The organism is Allobosea sp. P2_A10, from assembly GCF_056405115.1.
In genome coordinates this window covers 1-17,927 of sequence record NZ_JBFUCS010000008.1, presented here as the reverse complement: position 1 = coordinate 17,927, position 17,927 = coordinate 1, and the positions used below count along the sequence as shown (strand labels likewise).

Sequence of the window (17,927 nt, the reverse complement as noted above, 5' to 3'; positions counted from 1 at the left end):
TGAACGTCAGGGGCGATTGTCGGCGGTCTTCACAGTCCGGCCTGCTGCGCGGGCAGCAGCCGTGATCAGGGTGTCGGGCGTAAGGATCTGCGGCAGGATCTCGGCCTGCCCATTCTTGACCGCCGGAAAGAACAGGTAAAGCGGCACGCCTGCCCGGCCCTGCTCGGCCAACGCCTGCGCGATCATCGAGTTGCGGTTGGTCCAGTCGGCCTTGAGATAGACGACCTTCAGATCGGCGAAGGCGTCCTTGACCTCCTGACGCGAGAGCGCGACGCGCTCATTGGCGAGACAGGTGATGCACCAGGCGGCGGTGAAGTTGACGAAGACCGGGCGGCCTTCCGCCTGCAGCGCGGCCACGCGTTCGGGTGTCCAGGCCTGCATATCGCCGGCTCGCGCTTCCGTACCGGCTGTCGGCACGGCGCTCTGGACGACGAACCAGCCCGCGCCGAGCGCGACGACGACGGCCAGCACTGAGGCGACAAGCCGGCCGCGCCCGGCCCCGCGCGAAACGCCAGTGAGCCAGACGATGAAACCCGCCGCCAGAACCGCGACCAGCGCCGCAAGCACGCCAATCGGGCCGGCCTGCACCGAGGCGACCCAGACCAGCCAGATCGCGGTGGCGAACATCGGGAAGGCGAACGCCTGCTTCAGGATGACCATCCAGCGGCCGGGCTTCGGCAGCAGGCGCAATAGGCCGGGCGCGAAGGAGAGCGCGACCACCGGCAAGGCGAAGCCCAGCGCCAGCGCCATGAACACCGCCAGCCCGAGGCCGGGCGGCTGCGTGAGCGCATAGCCGACCGCAGCCCCCATGAACGGCGCGGTGCAGGGCGTGGCGACGACGACCGCAAGCGCGCCGGTCATGAACGCGCCGATGCGCCCGCCCCGGCTGGCGATATCGCTGCCGACGCCCGCGACCGAGGTCCCGACCTCGAAGGCGCCGAGCAGATTGAAGCCGATCAGCGACATCACGACGGCCAGCGCGATGACCAGCGGCGGCGATTGCAGCTGGAAGCCCCAGCCGACGCCGGAGCCGAGTGCGGCGAAGCCGATGACGAAGCCGGCGAGCAGCAGGAAAGTCGCGACGACGCCGGCCAGAAAGAGCAGGCCCTGCTCGCGAACTTCGCTGCGGCTGGCCCGCGCCAGTTGCGCGAAGCCGAGCGCCTTGATGAACAGCACCGGCAGCACGCAGGGCATCAGGTTGAGGATCAGCCCGCCGAGGAAGGCGAAACCAAGCGCGGCCCAGAGCGTCAGATCGGCGCCCTCGACCGGAACGGGCAGGCGCACGACCGCCGGTCCGGGCGCTCCGGAGCCGCCTGCCGCAGCCGTGACCAATGCAGGCTCGGCATCGGCCGTGAGGCTAAGCGCACGGGCCAGACCGCCCTCCCTGAAGGTGAGGATGCCGGAGAGTTCAGGGCTCGACAGCTTGAAGGCGCCGGAGCGGGTGAGTTGCAGCGTCGCACCGCTTGTGCCGATGGTCGCCGGCTGCGGCGCGGCATGCTCGATCAGCGTGTCCGAGAGCGGGAAGAAACGGATATCGGTCGCGGCGGTATCGAGGCCAGGCAGCACCAGCGAAAGGCTGTCGCCCTCGCCTGTCAGCTTGCCCCTGAAACCGGCTGGCTGCGGCAGCGTCGCGCGCGCCTGATCGATGCGCGCCTGAGCGGCTTCGTCGACGATCGCCGCCGGAGCGACCGGCAGTTGCAGCGTGAAGCTGCCCTCCTCGGGAATGCAGATCTTCTCGCAGACCAGCCAGGTCGCATTCGCCCTGAGATCGACGATGTCGCCGGGTTTGGCGCCCGCCGGCACGGTGATCTCGACCGGCAGCACGAGCGTGCCCTCATAGCCGAAATTGACCAGCGGCTCGACGCGGATGGCCTTTGGCGCCGGCCACTGGATCTCGCCGGCCGACATGCCCGCCGGGAGGGTCCAGTCGATGCGGGTCGCTTCGCCGGAATCGCCGGGATTTTGCCAATAGGTGTGCCAGCCCCGGGCGATGCTCTGAACCAGCGCGACTTGGAAGCGCTCGCCGGGCTGGACGGCATCGCGGCTCGACAGCAGGGTCGCCTTGACGCGCGGGGTCGAGACGGCGGTCGATTCCGCGGCGTGACCGAGGCCCGGCACAAGCAGCACGAGCCCCATCAGTGCGCTTGCCACGAGACCGTGGCGGAAGGTCGGAGCCATGCTGTCCGTCATCATCCCATCAATTTCGCAGTCTATTTGCCCGATTTCACCGGGAAACGCCAATGACAAGCCGGTGATGCCCGGCAATGACGGCCCTATTCGGGCAGACAGGCAAAGCCCGGGCAGCGCCATGATGTCGCCGCGTCGCTCGATCTTATGTGCCGATCCTTTGGATTTTCGAATCGCGAGACGCCATCATGACGACCTTGCCAGCCGCTTTTGCCCCGTCCCATGTCGCCGTCGTCACCGGCGCGGCTTCCGGCATAGGCTTTGCCGCCGCGCGCGCCTTTGCCGGGACAGGCATGAAGATCGCGATCGCAGACAGCGATGCGGAGGGGCTGAAGGCCGCGGGCCAGGTGCTGGCGACGCTCGTCGGCGACGACAATGTGCTCTGCGTGCACACCGATGTCGGCAAGGTCGAGGATGTCCGCGCGCTGCATGATCAGGTGCTCGCCCGGTTCGGCGCAGTGCATGTGTTGATGAACAATGCCGGCATGCAGCCGGGTAGCCAGATGTTCGGCCCTCACGAGGCCTGGGAGCGCATCCTCGCGGTCAATCTCGGCGGCGTCGTCAATGGCAGCCAGATTTTCGCGCCGAGCATGATCGCCTCGGGCGAACCCGGCCTGATCGTCAACACCGGCTCCAAGCAAGGCATCACCACGCCGCCGGGCGACCCGGCCTACAACGTTTCGAAGGCCGCCGTGAAAGCCTTCACCGAAGCCCTGCAGCACGAGTTGCGCGGCACGGAAGGCTGCAAGGTTTCGGCTCATCTCCTGATCCCTGGCTTCGTCTACACTCCGCTGACGGCCAAGGGCCGACCTGAGAAGCCCGCCGGTGCCTGGACGCCGGAGCAGACGGTCGATTTCATGCTGGAGAGCCTGAAGCGCGGCGATTTCTACATCCTCTGCCCCGACAACGACACGACCCGCGCGCTCGACGAGAAGCGCATGGCCTGGGCGATGGGCGACATCATCGAGAACCGTCCGCCGCTGTCGCGCTGGCATGAGGGCTATGGCGAGGCGTTCAAGGCGTTCGTTGACGGGCGGTGAGCGTCGTTACACCCTACCCGTCATCCCGGACAAGCGGCGTAAGCCGCGCCGATCCGGGATCCATCCTAGGGCACGGCGGCGCTCTATGATGGATCCCGGGGCGAGCCCGGGATGACGTGGCGTTTCCGTGCGAAATCAGCAGACGTCAGATCGCCGCACCGTCCGCCACCGTATCCGCGCCCAAGCCCAGCCTGACAGCCCGCACGATCTCGGCCTCGGCCGCTCCACCGCGCTTGCGCGGGCGCGGCTCCCTGATGCGGTGCTCGGCGATGATCTGGCCGGGCGCGCCCGACAGCACCACGACCCGGTCGGCGAGATAGGCGGCTTCATCGATGTCATGGGTGACGAAGAGCACGGTCTTGCCCGTGCGCTGCCAGACCCGGATCAGTTCGTCCTGCAGGTTTTCCCGCGTCAGCGCGTCGAGCGCCGAGAACGGCTCGTCCATCAGCAGGATCTCGGGATCGACCGCGAGCGCACGCGCCAGCGAGACGCGCTGGCGCTGCCCGCCCGAAAGCTGATGCGGCCAGCGCTGCGCCTGCGGGGCGAGCCCGACCAGTTCGAGCATATCCTGCGCCTTGGCCAGCCGCTCGGCGCGCGAGACCCTGCCCTCCAGCCCAAAGCCGACATTCGAGACGACCTTGCGCCAGGGCAACAGGCGCGAATCCTGGAAGACCAAAGCGACTGGCCGTTTCGAAGCATCGGCCGCGTTGATCACGACCTCTCCAGCGCTCGGCTGCGCCAGCCCTGCTATCACGCGCAGCAAGGTCGATTTGCCGACGCCCGACGGGCCGACGATCGCCAGGAACTCTCCTCGCGCAACCGAAAGGTCGAGCTTGCGCAGGACTTCGGTCTGTTCGCCGTCGCGGCTGAAGGTCAGCGACAGGCCCCGAATCTCAATCACATCCTTCTCGATCACGCTTTCCATCGCAGCACCCATTTCTGGAAGGCGACGAACAGCGTATCGAGGAAGCCGTAAAGCCCGGCCATGGTCAGCATGTAGACCACCACGATATCGGTCGCGAGCAGACTGGACGCCTGCATCATGCGCTGGCCGACGCCGGCGACGCCGAAGATTTCGGCCGCTACCACCGCCATCCAGGCCTGCCCCAGCGCCGTCCGCACGCCCACGAGAATGCCGGGCATAGCCGCCGGCAGCAGAATTTTTGTCAGCCTCTGCCAGGGCGAGCGGAAGCCGAAGGCKTCGGCGACCTCGATCAGGTCGCGATCGACACCGCGAATGGCCCCTTGAGCCGCAAAGAAGACGATCCAGAACACGCCGATGGCGATGATGAAGACAGCAGCCGAAGGGTTCACCCCGAACCAGATGATGGCGAACGGCACCCAGGCGAGGCCGGGAATCGGCCGGAGCACCCGCACCACCCAGGCGCTCGCTTCTTCCGCAACGCGCGACATACCGACGAGGACGCCAAGGCCTGCGCCGAGCACCGAGCCGAGGATCAGGCCGGCGAAGTAATGCCCGAGCGAGCCGAGAATAGCTCCTCCCCATGCGCCCGACGTCACCTCGCGCCAGAACGCCTTCGGCAACACGCTCGGGCCGGGCAGGAAGGCGGGATTGACGATGCCGAAAAACGGAATCGCCTCCCACAGCAGCAGGAATGCAACGAGGCCGGCAAAGGCGAGGGCCGGAGCCCGGAGGGAATGCAAGGTCAAACCTCTATGGCCTCAAAATCAAACCGCCGTCATTCCGGGCGCAGCGAAGCGGAGGCCCGGAATCCATCATGGAGTTCCGACAGCGCCTTGCGATGGATTCCGGATCAGCGCCGCTACGCGGCTTGTCTGGAATGACGGTGGGTTCCGAGCACCAGAAACGAATATCAGCCACCGATCTTGATCGCGCGCTCGTAATACTGCGTCTCGAACAGGCCGTCGAAGGGCAGTTCCTTCTCGAGCGAGCCGAGCTTGACCTGGTAGGCCTGCATGGCCCGCGACGGCTCGATGATCTTGCGCGGGTCGATCTCGAAGGTCGAGGCCGGCGAGACCAGCGCCTTGCGGATCAGTTCGGGATCGACGATGCCCTTGCCGAGCGCGGCGGCGACATGCGGCGCGGCCTTGTCGGGGTTCTTCGCGATCAGGTCGGCGGCACGCACCAGGCTGTTGACCAGCTTCTGCACGGCGTCCGGGTTCTTGGTGACGAAAGAGCCGGAGGTTGCGACGACCGTGCCGGGTTGGCCGGGGAAAAGCTCCTGCCCGCCAGCGATCAATTTGATGCCGGGATTGCGGGTCTGGACGATGGTCAGCGCCGGCTCGCGCACGATGCCGCCCTCGACCGCGCCCGCAAGCACCGCCTGCTGGGTCGCGTCGATGCCCATCGGCACGATCTCGACATCGCCTTTATCGGCCTTGGCGACCTCCCAGAGCCAATATTGCAGGACGGTGTTGGGCACCGAGCCGGCCGGCTGCGTGGCCAGCCGCGCGGGCTTTCCGGTCGCGGCCCTGTGGGCCTTGAAGGCGGCGGCCGCTGCCGTGCCGGGCGTGAAGAACTTCGCCAGAGCGGGGGCTGCGACGAAAACGTTCTCGGCGATCGCGGTCGCGGCGACGACGCGGACATCGACGCCGCGCGAGCGCGCCACCGCCAGCGGAGCGATGCCCGCGACGTAGAAATCGATCGTGCCGGAGGCGAAGGCCGCGATCATGTTGGGGCCGGATTCAAACACCGTGAAAGTCGGCGCGATGCCTGCTTCCTTGAGCCAGCCTTCGCCGTTGGCGACGAAGACCGGAGCCGTGCCGATGATCGGGATGTAGCCGATGCGGGCTGCGACCGGGGCCTGCGCGCGCGCCGCTCCGAGCGGGGCGGCGGCCAGAAGCGATGAGCCTGCGAGCAGGAAATGGCGGCGATTCATCGATCAAATCCTTAGCCTATGGCGGCGTGGAAACGCGCCCTCTTGACTGTTTGAGAAAAGGATTTTCTATCTGAAAACAAGTCATCGCCGCCAAAAAGATAAATTTTCTTTTCTTGGCGGATTTTGCGATATCAATCTTCTCTTTCTGACGGATTCTTTGGAATGGACGCGATCGACCGGAAAATCCTGACGGTGCTGCAGGGCGACGCCAACATCTCGATCGCCGAACTGGCGGACAAGGTGGGCCTGTCGCAGACGCCGTGCTGGAAGCGAATCCAGAAGCTCGAACAGTCGGGCGTGATCCTCAAGCGCGTCGCGCTGGTCGCGCCCGAGAAGATCGGGCTCGGCCTCACCGTCTTCGTGCAGATCGAGACCGCAGACCATTCCGGCCCCTGGCTGGAGAAGTTCGCGCAGATGGTCTCGTCGATGCCGGAGGTGATGGAGTTCTACCGGATGGCGGGGGATGTCGATTACATGCTGCGCGTCGTCGTCGCCGACATGTCGGCCTATGACGGCTTCTACAAGAAGCTGATCGAGACGATCCCGCTGAAGAACGTGACCTCGCGCTTCGCCATGGAGCGGATCAAGTCGACGACGGCTTACAGGGTGCCGGAACTGGCGCGGGTTTAGGGTATTTTCACCCTCCGCCCTCATCCCGGACGTAGCGAAGCGGAGATCCGGGATGACGGCGGAGGGTCACCTCGCAGACTCGGTTACGACCGCCCGCCATCCACCGAGAGCACCTGCCCGGTGATCCAGCCGGCCTGCTCGCTGAGGAAGAAGAGGCTCGCCGTCGCGATGTCGGCGGGCGTGCCGAGCCTGCGGGTGTGGATGCCCTCGACCAGCCGCTTCTGGCCCTCGGAGCCGTAGCTCTCCCATTGCCGCTCGGTCGCGGGGTTGGAGCGGACGAAGCCCGGCGCGACGGAGTTCACGGTGATGCCGTGCGGCCCGAACTCCCACGCAAGCTGCTTCGTCAGCCCGACCAGCGCATGCTTGGCCGAGGCATAGGCTTGGATGCCGGTCAGGCTCGGGCGCAAGCCCGCGCCCGACGAGATCGTGACGATGCGGCCATAGCCGGCGCTTTTCATCACCGGCGCGGCAGCCTGCGCCAGGAAGAAGGCGGCGTCGACATTGGCGGCGAAGATGACGCGCCAGTCCGCCTCGGGGATCGCCTCGATTGGCCGGCCGATCTGGCCGCGCACGCCGCCGGCGGCATGAACCAGCAGGTCGAGCCGGCCGCTTGACGCCACGATCTCGGAGACCAGCGCCTGCGCGGCTTCGGGCGAGCCGAGATCGACGGCATGGGGCACAGCCCCGATCGCGTTCGCCGTCGCCGCGACGCCGGCTGCGTCGATATCGGCGAGATGGACGGTCGCGCCGGCATCGCGAAGCGCGGTCGCGATCGCCCGGCCGATGCCCTGGGCCGCGCCGGTGACGAGGGCTACACGGTCGTCGAAGCGGATCTGCATGTGTCGAGAAGCACTTTCAGCGTGTCGAAGGAGAGCGGGCGCTTGCCGTCCTCTATCTCGTGGATGAGCGAAACGAGGGTTTCCAGCGCGGGCGTCGGCACGCCGGCCTCACGGCCCAGCGTCGCGATGATGCCGATCTGCGGATCGACCTCGGTCTTACGCTTGCGCACGGCGAGATCGCGCCAGATGCCGGAATGGGTTTTCGCGGATGTCGCGGTGTAGTCGGTCAGCCATGCGATCGTTTCGATCTGCGGGCCTTCGGGAGCGCCTGGCGCAAACACCAATGGGTCGAAATTGCCGAAGCCGAGGCTCTTGACGCCCCGCGCCGCCGCAACGGCCCCAACCTCGCGGCCGAGCGCGAGCCAGACCGGCAGACGCTGCGGATCGGCGAAATTGGCCGACATCGAATCGTCCGTGAGCGCCGTGCCGAACAGCATCGCGCCATAGGCGAGCTTGCCCCAGAGATAGCCCCAGATGTTGTCGGTCAGGATCGATTCATCGTCGAAGAGTTTCAGCAGATCGAACATGTCGCGGACGCGCGGCGTCATCGCGCCGTCGATCTCGCCGACGACGACCGCGCCGCGATTGCCGTAGAGGATGTCGCCCGGCCCGTGCCAGTCCGCACCGAAATTGACGAAGCAGCCCATGGTGCGGGCCTCGCCTACGACCCTGGCGATGGCGATTTCGTTCAGGCCATTCTGGGCGGAAAGCACGAAACCGTCCTCGGCGAGGTGAGGTTTCAGCGCCGCAATCGCGGCCTCGGTCGCGCCGGCCTTCACCGCCAGCACGATGCGGCTGTAGGTTCCCGTCAATTCGGCCGGCGTCACGGCCGGGATGACCTGCCGGAACTGTTCGATCGGGCCGGTGATCTGGAGGCCGATGGTCCGGCAGGCCTCGACATGCTCCGGCACGATATCGACCAGCAGCACGGGAACGCCGGCGCGCGCCCAATAGGCCCCGAGCGTGCCGCCGATGGCGCCCGCACCCCAAATCAGGATGGGTTCGCGCGTGCTCATGCCTGCCCCGCCGTTTCGACCTCGGAATGGGTCGCGACATGGATCGTCCCGTCGGGCGTCACCCAGCCGCGATACATGCCCTCGGAATTATAGGGCGCAACGATCTCGCCATTCGCGCCGACCGCGACGAGGCCTGCGCCGATCTTGTGCGCGGTCAGTTCGGCCAGCACCGTGTCGCTGGCGTCCTTCAGGCTCAGGCCCTTGTAGGCGATCAGCGATGCGATCTCGTGGCCGACGCAGTGGCGGATGAAATACTCGCCCTTGCCGGTGCCAGAGACGGCGCAGCGGCCGTCACGCGCATAGGTGCCGGCCCCGATGATCGGCGAATCGCCGACCCGGCCAACCGGCTTGTTGGTGTAGCCGCCAGTCGAGGTCGCCGCCGCCAGATGACCCTGTACGTCGCAGGCGACGGCGCCGACCGTGCCGTGTTTTTCCGCCTCGCTGGCCTCCGAGACCGAGCCGACCAGTTCGCGAATCTTCATCGAGGACAGGTTCTTGCGCCGGCGCTCGGTCGAGAAGAACTCGTTCTCGACCATCTCATGGCCCTCCTCGGCGGCGAAGCGGTCGCCGGCATCGCCGATCAGCATCAGCGGGTCGCCCCGACGCAGCAGGCTGCGCGCCGCGCTGACGGGGTGGCGGGTGCGCTTGACGCCTGCAAGCGCGCCGGCTGCCAGCGTCGCGCCATCCATGATCGAGGCGTCGAGCTCATGCTCGCCATCGGCGTTGAAGGCCGCGCCATGGCCGGCATTGAAATGGACCGAATCCTCCATGACGCGAACGGCGGCCTCTACGGCCTCCACCGCGCTGCCGCCCGCTGTCAGAATGGCCCAGCCGGCGCGCAGGGCGTCTGCGAGATGGGTCTTGGCCTCCGCCCATTCGGCGTCGGTCATCTCGGCTTTGGGCAACGTGCCGCAGCCGCCATGGATGGCGAGAGCGATGGTCATGGGAACCTCGGAGCAGTCTTCCTTCTCCCCTCGGGGAAGAAGGTGGCCCGGCGAAGCCGGGTCGGATGAGGGACGGGTGGTCTTGACGAGGGCCTTGCCGGTTGCGTGTCGGCCGGGCCCTCATCCGTCATGGCTTCGCCATGCCACCTTCTCCCCCAAGGGGAGAAGGATAACGCAGCGCCTCACTTCTTCGCGGGCTTGATGTCCATCGCCAGCGTGTCCTCATCGACGCGGGGCGCGATCGTGACCTTGTCCTTCTGCATCGCCCAGGCGGAGCCGACGGCGACGATCGGCAGGCGCGGCCGGTCCTTGGCGACGATGGCGTTGGCCTGCGAGAGCAGGTCGTTGCGCTTGGCCTCGTCGAGCTCGATCGAAGCGTCCTCGATCAACTTGTCGATCGCCTCGTTCTTGTAGCCGAGCACGTTGAAGGCGCCGAGCTTCTTGGCCGGGTCGTTGGAGTGCACCACCGAGGACAGCGTGTAGTTGGCCTCGCCGGTCAGCGTGCCCCAGCCCGACATCGCCAGCGAATATTCGGCGCGGGTGCGGGCCGGGAAGAAGACCGCGCCGGGCTGGGCGCTGGCGTTCACGTCGATGCCGATGCGGGCGAGCATCTGGGCGATCGAGGTGCCGACCTGACGGTCGCCGGGCAGGCGGTCATTGGTGAAGGAGAAGGTGACCTTGAAGCCGTTGGCGTAGCCGGCCTCCTCCATCAGCTTCTTGGCCTTGGCGAGGTCGGGCTTCAGCGGCGGCAGGCTCTTGTTGTAGCCGGCGATGTTGGGGGTGACGAGCTGGTTCACGGCTGCGCCGAGGCCTTCCATCGCGATCTCGACCAGCGCCGGGCGGTCGATGGCGAGATCGATCGCCTCGCGCACCTTGGCGTCCTGCAGCGGGTTCTTCGCCAAAGGCGAGCCGTCCTTGGCCGAGATCTGCGGGGACTTGTCCCGCAGGTCGAGCTCCATGTTGAAGACATAGACCGTGTCGATCGTGGCGACCGAGAGCTTGGGGTCCTTCTTCAGCGTGGCGACGTCCGAGGACGGCGCGCGCACGATGATGTCGACCTGGCCGGCCTTGAGCTGCGCGACGCGGGCGGCGTCATTGGGCAGTTCCTTGCGGGTGACGTGCGCCCAAGGCTCCTTTTCGCCCCAGTAGCCGTCGAAACGGTCCATGACCATCTGGTCCTTGGGCGTCCAGGAGACGTATTTATAGGGCCCGGTGCCGATAGCGGCCTTGCCGGAGTTGAAGGCCTCGTTGGCGGTCTCCTTGGTCAGGCCGGCAGCGGCCTTGGCCGAGACGATGAAGAGCCGGATGAAGTCGTTGGGCAGGTTGGGGGCCGGGCCGTCGGTGACGATGTGGATGGTGAGCGGATCGACGATCTTCACCTCCTTGACGCGGCGGACATAGATCGTCGTCGGGTTGGGGCCGGCGACGACCGGAATACGCTCGATCGAGAACTTGACGTCTTCAGCCGTGAAGTCAGAGCCGTCATGGAATTTCACGCCCGAACGGAGCTTGAACTCCCAGACGTCGGGCGCGATCGCCTTCCAGCTCGTGGCGAGGCGGGGCTCGATCTGGAGCTTGTCGCCAGACCAGGTCAGCGTGTCGAAGACGTGCTTCAGCGCCTCGGCATGGGTGCCGGTCGCGGTGAAGTGCGGATCGATCGAATCGGGGCCGGCACGAACGCCGATGGTCAGGTTCTGGGCGAGCGCGGCTGTGGAAACCGAGGCTGCCAGCAGGGCGGCGAAGGCGGCAAGGCGAAGCGTACGGGCAGCGATCATGGTGAAGTCCCCTCTTGTTCGAGATCGTTTGGCCAGGTGGGTGAGGAAATGACGAGCTTGTCCATCAGTTCGCAGAGCTGGCGCTGCTCGGCGTCGGTCAGGCCGGCCAGCATCGCGGTCTGCTGCCGCACCATCAGCGGCATCGTTTCCTCGAAGATGGCGCGGCCGGCGGTGGTCAGGCGCAGCACGAAGCTGCGCAGGTCGTCGCGGTCGGTCTCGCGCTTGAGAAGGCGGCGCTGCAGCAGTTTCTGGATGGCGCGCGAGAGCGTGTTCTTGGGCAGGCCCGAGGACGAGACGATGTTCTTGGCCGCGACGCCCTCCTTGAGACCGACTGCGTAGAGCGCGACGAATTCGGGCCGGACCAGACCGTAACGCGTCTCGATCCAGCGATAGACCGGATCGTTGAAGCGAAAGGACACGAAATTCAGCCGGAACGAGAGCCAGCAGGGATTGTCCCACAGCTTGGTGATGGTCAGCGGATCGAGATCGCGCAGCGCGGCCTCGCGCTCATGGTCGAGGCGTGAAAGGGCGGTCGGAGCGCGGCGCATGGTCAGCTCCCTTATTTAGTTCCAGATGGAACTTGACGCCGTGGAAGGCGAGAGTCAAGGATGGCGCAGCGCCAGCATTTTGCCAGTCTTTTTGTCGGCGTCGCCCGCCCGATAGGGTTCGGGATTTATGTCACTGGCCGCGCTGCGATTTCGGGCGTCGTCAGTTTAGCAAGGATCAGGCCGTGCGTGTCGCTGGGATGAACTGGATGCAGGTCGAGGCGCAGGCCAAGCGCGACGACCGTTGCGTGCTGCCGCTCGGCTGCGTCGAGCAGCACGCCTATCTCAGCCTCGCGACCGATGCGATCCTGGCCGAGAAAGTCGCCAACGACGCCGCCGATCCGCTTGGCCTGCCCGTGTTTCCCGTGCTCGCCTATGGCATGACGCCCGGCTTTGCCGCCTATCCCGGCACCATCTCCCTGCGCATGAGCACGTATATTGCAGTGATGGAGGACATGCTCGAAGGGTTCTACCGCTCAGGCTTCCGCCGCATCGTGCTGGTCAACGGCCATGGCGGCAATTCGCCGGTGATGACCTTCTGCACGGAATGGATGGACGCGCGCAGCGACGCTAGCGTCAAGCTGCACAATTGGTGGGCCGGACCGCGCTTCCAGAGCGCGGTGAAGGCGGTCGACCCGGCGGCCTCTCACGCCTCCTGGATGGAGAATTTCCCGTGGACGCGGCTGGAAGGCGTGACGATGCCCGATGCCTCGAAGCCGCCCTTCAATACGGCGCTTTATCAGGCAGCCAATCCCGCAAAGAAGCGCGAGATCCTGGGCGACGGCAATTTCCTGGGCCGCTACGAGCGCTCCGACAACGAGATGCTCAGCCTCTGGCAGGTCGGCGTCGAGGAGACCCGGGCGGTCATGGCGGAGGACTGGCCTTGAACCACCTTCTCCGCGCGATCCCATGCTAGGTCACATCCTCGAACGCGTGGTGCAGGCGCTTGCCGTCATGCTGGTCATGTCGGCGCTGGTCTTCATCGGCGTCTACGCCATCGGCAACCCGATCGACGTGCTGATCGGCCCCGACGTCACCCAGCAGATCAGGCTCGAGACGATCGCCCGCTACGGCCTCGACCGGCCGCTCTGGGAGCAATATTTCACCTTTCTCGGCCGCGTGCTGCATGGCGATTTCGGGCGCTCCTTCGTCTTCGGCAGCTCGGTGCTCGACCTCATCCTGTCGCGGCTGCCAGCCACGCTGGAGCTGACGCTGCTCGCGGTCTGCGGCGCCGCGCTGATTGGCGTTCCCGCCGGCATCTATGCCGGCTACCGGCCCGACGGCCTCCCCGCCCAGATCATCATGGCGGTCTCGATCCTGGGCTTCTCGGTGCCGACCTTCTGGATCGGCCTCGTGCTGATCCTGACCTTCGCGGTCGAGCTGCAATGGCTGCCGGCCGGCGGGCGCGGCGACACGGCCTCGTTGTTTGGCGTGCAATGGAGCTTCCTCACGCTGAATGGGCTCTCCCATCTGCTGCTGCCGGCGCTCAACCTCGCCTTCTTCAAGCTTGCCCTGATGACGCGGCTGGCGCGGGCGGGCACGCGCGAGGTCATGCTGACGGATACGGTGAAGTTCGCGCGCGCGGCCGGACTCTCCGAATGGACTGTGCTGCGCCGGCATGTGCTGCGGCTGATCGCGATCCCGATCGTGACCGTGTTCGGGCTCGAATTCGCCTCGACGCTCGCCTTCGCCGTCGTCACCGAGACGATCTTCTCCTGGCCCGGCATCGGCAAGCTGATCATCGATTCGATCACCTCGCTCGACCGTCCCGTGATGGTCGCCTACCTAATGCTCGTCGCCTTCGTCTTCATCATGATCAACTTCGTCGTCGACCTGACCTATTTCGCGCTCGATCCGCGCCTGCGCAAGGCGCGGGCCTGATGGCCGGAGCATCGCCCGTCGCCCTGTTCTGGGCCGAGTTCCGCGAGAGCAAAGTCGCGCTCGTCGCACTCGTCGTCGTCGTCGTGATGATCGGCGTCGCGCTGCTCGCGCCGCTGATCGCGCCTCAAAACCCCTACGATCTCGCCAATCTCGTCCTGATGGATGCGCGCCGCCCGCCGGGATATGTAGGGGGGAGCGGCTATACCCATATCCTCGGCACGGATGCGCAGGGGCGCGACCTGTTCTCGGCGATCCTCTACGGCCTGCGCATCTCCCTGCAGATGGGCCTGATCGCGGGTGGCGTCGCCTTCGTCATCGGCGTGACGCTGGGTCTTGGCGCGGCCTATGTCGGCGGCAAGCGGGAGGCCTTCATCATGAGGGTGATCGATCTCCAGCTCGCCTTCCCCGCGATCCTGCTCGCGCTCGTGCTGTCGGCGCTGCTCGGGCAGGGCAAGGCGCAGCTGATCACGGCGCTGGTCGCGGCCCAATACGCCTATTTTGCCCGCACGGCCCATGGCGCGGCCTCCGCCGAGCGCGGCAAGGACTATGTCGAGGCCGCGCTGTCGACGCCGCTGCCGGGCCTGAGCGTGGTCTGGCGCCATATCCTGCCGAACTGCCTGCCGCCGCTGATCGTGGTCGCGACCGTACAGGTCGCCAATGCGATCGCACTGGAGGCCACGCTCTCGTTCCTCGGCGTCGGCCTGCCGGTGACCGAGCCCTCGCTCGGCGCGCTGATCGCCAACGGCTTCCAGTACATGCTCTCGGGGCGCTACTGGATCTCGATCTATCCCGGCATCGCGCTGATCGTGCTGATCGTTGCGATCAACCTCGTCGGCGACCAGATCAGGGATCAGGTCAATCCGAGGCTGAAGCGATGAGCGCCGAGGCTGAAGCGATGAGGCGTGGCCATCCCTATCCGTCATGGTCGGCCTTGCGCCGACCATCCACGTCTTCCCTCGCCGCGCTCTCCGATCAAGACGTGGATGCTCGCCACAAGGGCGAGCATGACGGTGGAGGCAAATCGTCATGACCGCCCCCCTCCTCGCGGTCGAAAACCTCGCCACGCATTTCTTCACCCGCGCCGGCGTGGTGAAGGCGGTCGACGGCGTCTCCTTCTCGCTGGCGCGCGGCGAGGTGATGGGCCTCGTCGGCGAATCCGGCTCGGGCAAGAGCATCACCGGCTTCTCGCTGATCGGGCTGGTCGATCCGCCCGGCCGCGTCGTCTCCGGCTCGATCAAGCTGGAGGGGCGCGAACTCGTCGGCCTGTCGGAGCCCGAGTTGCGGGCGATCCGCGGCAAGGCGATCTCGATGGTCTTCCAGGACCCGTTGATGACGCTGAACCCGGTCCTGACCATCGGCGAGCAGATCGGGCTGGCGCTGGCGGCCCATGAGAAGGTTTCGCGGGACGAGGCGCGCCGGCGCAGCATCGCCGCGCTCGAACAGGTCCGCATCCAGGGCGCGGCCGACAAGATCGACTTTTACCCGCATCAGTTTTCCGGCGGCATGCGCCAGCGCGTCGCGATCGCGATCGCCCTGCTGCACCGGCCCAAGCTGATCATCTGCGACGAGCCGACGACGGCGCTCGATGTCTCTATCCAGGCCGAGATCCTCGCCGAGATGCGCGAGATCGTGGCGGAACTCGGCACCGCGCTGATCTGGATCAGCCACGATCTCGCCACGGTGTCCTCGATCGCCGGCAAGGTCGCGGTGATGCGCAAGGGCGTGATCGTCGAGGCCGGGCCGATGCTGGAGGTGCTGACGCGCCCGAAACACGCCTACACGCAGGCCCTGCTCGACGCATTGCCCTCGCGCGGGACGCCCGGCCAGCCGCTGGGCCGCAGCGACAATATCGACGCCGCCCCGCCGCCGCGAAAGGCGCTCGATCCATCGCAAATGCGGTCGGCCGCCGGCACGCCGCATCTCGTGCTCGACCGGTTGGAGAAGCGCTTCAGCGAGACGCCGGGCATGCTGCGGCTCGTCGGGCAGAAGCTCGGCCTCGCCAAAGCGCCGCCGGTGGTTCTGGCCGTCGCAGGCGTCAGCCTGACGCTGATGCGCGGCGAGGCGCTCGGGCTCGTTGGCGAGTCCGGCTCGGGCAAATCGACGCTCGGGCGGATGGCTGCGGGCATCTACGCGCCGAGCGCCGGCTCCGTTCGGCTCGACGGCGCGGCCGTGATGAGCGCGGGCAAGCCGGAGCGAAAGCTCACCACCCATGTCCAGACCATCTTCCAGGACCCGTTCGCCTCGCTCGATCCGCGCCAGCGCATCGGCGACAGCGTCGCGGAAGGGCCGCTGGCGCATGGGCTGGTGACGCGTGCGCAGGCGGGAGCTTATGTCGCGCGCTGGCTCGAGGCGGTCGGTCTCGATCCGGCGCTCGCCTCGCGCTATCCGCACCAGTTCTCGGGGGGACAGCGCCAGCGCGTCGCGATCGCGCGTGCGCTGGCCATGCAGCCGGAGGTCGTGATCTGCGACGAGCCGGTGGCCTCGCTCGACGTCTCGATCCAGGCGCAGATCATCAACCTGCTGATGCGGCTGCGCGCCGAACTGGGCTTAACCCTGCTGTTCATCTCGCACGACCTCGCCGTGGTCCGCCATCTCTGCGACCGCGTCGCGATCATGTATCGCGGCGTGATCGTCGAGGAGGGCGGCGCGGCCGAAGTCTACGACAATCCGCAGCACGACTATACCAAACGCCTGCTGGCTGCGGTGCCGGTGCTGCCGGCCGCCTGAAGGAGACCGTCATGACCCAACCCGAACTCCTCCCCTGGCAGTGGCCCGAAGAGACCTGGCGCGCCAAGGTCGATCTCGTTCGCGCCGGGCGCAACCTCAAGCCGAAGATCTGGCCGGGCGGAGCGCGCTGCGCGGTGGCGCTCTCCTTCGACGTCGATCACGAGACCAATGAATTGCGCGACGGCGGCAAATCGGTCGGCCGGCTGTCATGGGGCCAATACGGCAACCGTGTCGGCATGCCGCGCATCCTCGAACTGATGAAGCGCGAGGACATCAAGGCGAGCTTCTTCGTGCCGGCAGTGACTGCCCTGCTCTACCCGGACGAGCAGCGCCGCGTCATCGCCGAGGGCCACGAGATCGGCCTGCATGGCTGGATCCACGAGGTCAACACGGCTGTCCCGCCCGCCGATGAGCGCGAGTTGCATCTGCGCTCGGCCGACACGCTGGAGAAGGTCACCGGCGTCCGGCCCGTGGGCATGCGCACGCCGTCCTGGGACTTTTCCGAGGTGACGCTGGCGATCGAGCGCGAACTCGGCCTGATCTACGATTCGTCGCTCTTCGCCGACGACGACCCCTATGAGCTGATCGACAAGGGCGAAGCGACCGGCATGGTCGAATTGCCGGTCGAGTGGATCAGGGACGATGCGGTCTATTTCAACATGAACCGCTTCCAGGCCTTGCGGCCCTACACCGCGCCGGAGACGGTTCTCGACATCTTCCGGCGCGAATTCGACGGCGCCTACCGCGATGGCGGCTTGTTCCTGCTGACGATGCATCCCCACATCATCACCTATCGTTCGCGGCTCTGGATTCTCGAGGAGGTGATCCGTCACGCCAAGGCCAAGGGCGACGTCTGGTTCGCGACGCATGCCGAAATCGCGGCCTATGTGAAGGTGGAAGGCGGCTTGTAGAGGTCAGCGCAGTCCCGTCAGTGCCAGGGCAGCGGAACCGTGCCCGATTTCGGCCGTTTTCGCTTCATCGGGGGTTCAGCGCCAAAAGACGCTGATGTCCGTCGCTGAAACGGAAACGGACATCATGACCCGCATCAAGAACTGGCTCCTGATCGGAACCATGCTGCCGGCGATCTCGCTGGCGCAGGGCGGCTTCGCCGCGCCCGCCCTCCGGGCCCATCCGCAGATGGCGCAGGCCCAGCCGCCGGCGGCGGGCGAGGATGATCCGGCGCGGCCGGGACGACCGCGCCCCCCTGGCGCGCCGCGTGCGCCCGGCGAGCAGAGAGCGCCGGGTACCGAGCGTCCGCCTGCCGGCCGCCCTGCGCCGGGACAGCCCCCGGGACAACCGCCGGCCGTGCAACGTCCTGCCCCGCCCGCCGTGCCAAACGCGGCGCCTCCCGCCGCGCCGCGCCCGCCGGCAGGACCAGCGCCTGAACTCCGCACCGTCCCGCCTGCCCCCGCGCCCCGCGCCGAGCCGCCAGCCGCGCGCCCTGCGCCGGCTCCGACCGCGCGCCCTGCGCCGGCTCCGACC

At 67.0% G+C, this 17,927-nt stretch carries 16 protein-coding genes and 1 pseudogene; 8 read left to right on the top strand and 9 right to left on the bottom strand.

Annotation, left to right across the window (positions count from 1 at the left end):
• Positions 1-6 precede the first annotated feature (6 nt).
• Positions 7-2,178, bottom strand: a complete 2,172-nt coding sequence (locus AC1DZY_RS13055; RefSeq protein ID WP_476820547.1) for a protein-disulfide reductase DsbD family protein — start codon at positions 2,176-2,178, stop codon at positions 7-9.
• A gap of 197 nt (positions 2,179-2,375) precedes the next feature.
• On the opposite strand from AC1DZY_RS13055, the gene AC1DZY_RS13050 reads away from it, so the two are divergent.
• A complete protein-coding gene (locus AC1DZY_RS13050) occupies positions 2,376-3,227 on the top strand; it encodes an SDR family NAD(P)-dependent oxidoreductase (RefSeq protein ID WP_476820546.1) in 852 nt (283 codons plus the stop codon).
• A 145-nt stretch (positions 3,228-3,372) separates the two neighbouring features.
• Here AC1DZY_RS13050 and AC1DZY_RS13045 read toward each other — a convergent pair whose 3' ends face one another.
• The 3 genes from AC1DZY_RS13045 to AC1DZY_RS13035 form a co-directional block, all read right to left on the bottom strand.
• The gene (locus AC1DZY_RS13045; RefSeq protein WP_476820545.1) at positions 3,373-4,152 is read right to left on the bottom strand and encodes an ABC transporter ATP-binding protein; all 780 of its coding nucleotides are present in this window, start codon (positions 4,150-4,152) and stop codon (positions 3,373-3,375) included.
• Positions 4,140-4,892, bottom strand: a complete 753-nt coding sequence (locus AC1DZY_RS13040) for an ABC transporter permease (protein ID WP_476820763.1) — start codon at positions 4,890-4,892, stop codon at positions 4,140-4,142. The genes AC1DZY_RS13045 and AC1DZY_RS13040 overlap by 13 nt, the downstream gene beginning before the upstream one ends.
• Positions 4,893-5,062: 170 nt before the next feature.
• Positions 5,063-6,088 carry an ABC transporter substrate-binding protein gene (locus AC1DZY_RS13035; protein ID WP_476820544.1) on the bottom strand — a complete coding sequence of 342 codons (1,026 nt, stop codon included), beginning with the start codon at positions 6,086-6,088 and terminating at the stop codon, positions 5,063-5,065.
• A 162-nt stretch (positions 6,089-6,250) separates the two neighbouring features.
• Here AC1DZY_RS13035 and AC1DZY_RS13030 point away from each other — a divergent pair, with 162 nt between their 5' ends.
• A complete protein-coding gene (locus AC1DZY_RS13030) occupies positions 6,251-6,718 on the top strand; it encodes an Lrp/AsnC family transcriptional regulator (protein ID WP_476820543.1) in 468 nt (155 codons plus the stop codon).
• 83 nt (positions 6,719-6,801) lie between these two features.
• On the opposite strand, the gene AC1DZY_RS13025 is transcribed toward AC1DZY_RS13030, so the two are convergent.
• The 5 genes from AC1DZY_RS13025 to AC1DZY_RS13005 form a co-directional block, all read right to left on the bottom strand.
• Positions 6,802-7,557, bottom strand: a complete 756-nt coding sequence (locus tag AC1DZY_RS13025) for an SDR family NAD(P)-dependent oxidoreductase (RefSeq protein WP_476820542.1) — start codon at positions 7,555-7,557, stop codon at positions 6,802-6,804.
• The gene (locus tag AC1DZY_RS13020) at positions 7,530-8,573 is read right to left on the bottom strand and encodes a ketopantoate reductase family protein (protein WP_476820541.1); all 1,044 of its coding nucleotides are present in this window, start codon (positions 8,571-8,573) and stop codon (positions 7,530-7,532) included. The genes AC1DZY_RS13025 and AC1DZY_RS13020 overlap by 28 nt, the downstream gene beginning before the upstream one ends.
• Positions 8,570-9,517 (bottom strand): isoaspartyl peptidase/L-asparaginase family protein, encoded by a 948-nt coding sequence (locus AC1DZY_RS13015; RefSeq protein WP_476820540.1) that lies wholly within the window; start codon positions 9,515-9,517, stop codon positions 8,570-8,572. Before AC1DZY_RS13015 ends, AC1DZY_RS13020 begins: the two co-directional genes overlap by 4 nt.
• A gap of 182 nt (positions 9,518-9,699) precedes the next feature.
• Entirely contained in the window at positions 9,700-11,292 is a 1,593-nt protein-coding gene (locus AC1DZY_RS13010) for an ABC transporter substrate-binding protein (protein ID WP_476820539.1), read from the bottom strand.
• The gene (locus tag AC1DZY_RS13005; protein ID WP_476820538.1) at positions 11,289-11,840 is read right to left on the bottom strand and encodes a MarR family winged helix-turn-helix transcriptional regulator; all 552 of its coding nucleotides are present in this window, start codon (positions 11,838-11,840) and stop codon (positions 11,289-11,291) included. Before AC1DZY_RS13005 ends, AC1DZY_RS13010 begins: the two co-directional genes overlap by 4 nt.
• A 182-nt stretch (positions 11,841-12,022) precedes the next feature.
• Here AC1DZY_RS13005 and AC1DZY_RS13000 point away from each other — a divergent pair, with 182 nt between their 5' ends.
• The 6 genes and pseudogenes from AC1DZY_RS13000 to AC1DZY_RS12975 form a co-directional block, all read left to right on the top strand.
• On the top strand, positions 12,023-12,724 hold the full coding sequence (locus tag AC1DZY_RS13000) for a creatininase family protein (RefSeq protein WP_476820537.1): 702 nt from the start codon (positions 12,023-12,025) through the stop codon (positions 12,722-12,724).
• A gap of 22 nt (positions 12,725-12,746) precedes the next feature.
• Entirely contained in the window at positions 12,747-13,718 is a 972-nt protein-coding gene (locus AC1DZY_RS12995) for an ABC transporter permease (protein WP_476820536.1), read from the top strand.
• A complete protein-coding gene (locus AC1DZY_RS12990; RefSeq protein WP_476820535.1) occupies positions 13,718-14,596 on the top strand; it encodes an ABC transporter permease in 879 nt (292 codons plus the stop codon). Before AC1DZY_RS12995 ends, AC1DZY_RS12990 begins: the two co-directional genes overlap by 1 nt.
• A gap of 148 nt (positions 14,597-14,744) precedes the next feature.
• Positions 14,745-16,445 carry a dipeptide ABC transporter ATP-binding protein gene (locus AC1DZY_RS12985; RefSeq protein ID WP_476820534.1) on the top strand — a complete coding sequence of 567 codons (1,701 nt, stop codon included), beginning with the start codon at positions 14,745-14,747 and terminating at the stop codon, positions 16,443-16,445.
• A gap of 11 nt (positions 16,446-16,456) precedes the next feature.
• Entirely contained in the window at positions 16,457-17,356 is a 900-nt protein-coding gene (locus AC1DZY_RS12980) for a polysaccharide deacetylase family protein (RefSeq protein ID WP_476820533.1), read from the top strand.
• Positions 17,357-17,480: 124 nt separating this feature from the next.
• Positions 17,481-17,927: pseudogene (locus tag AC1DZY_RS12975) on the top strand (hypothetical protein); the annotation flags it as partial.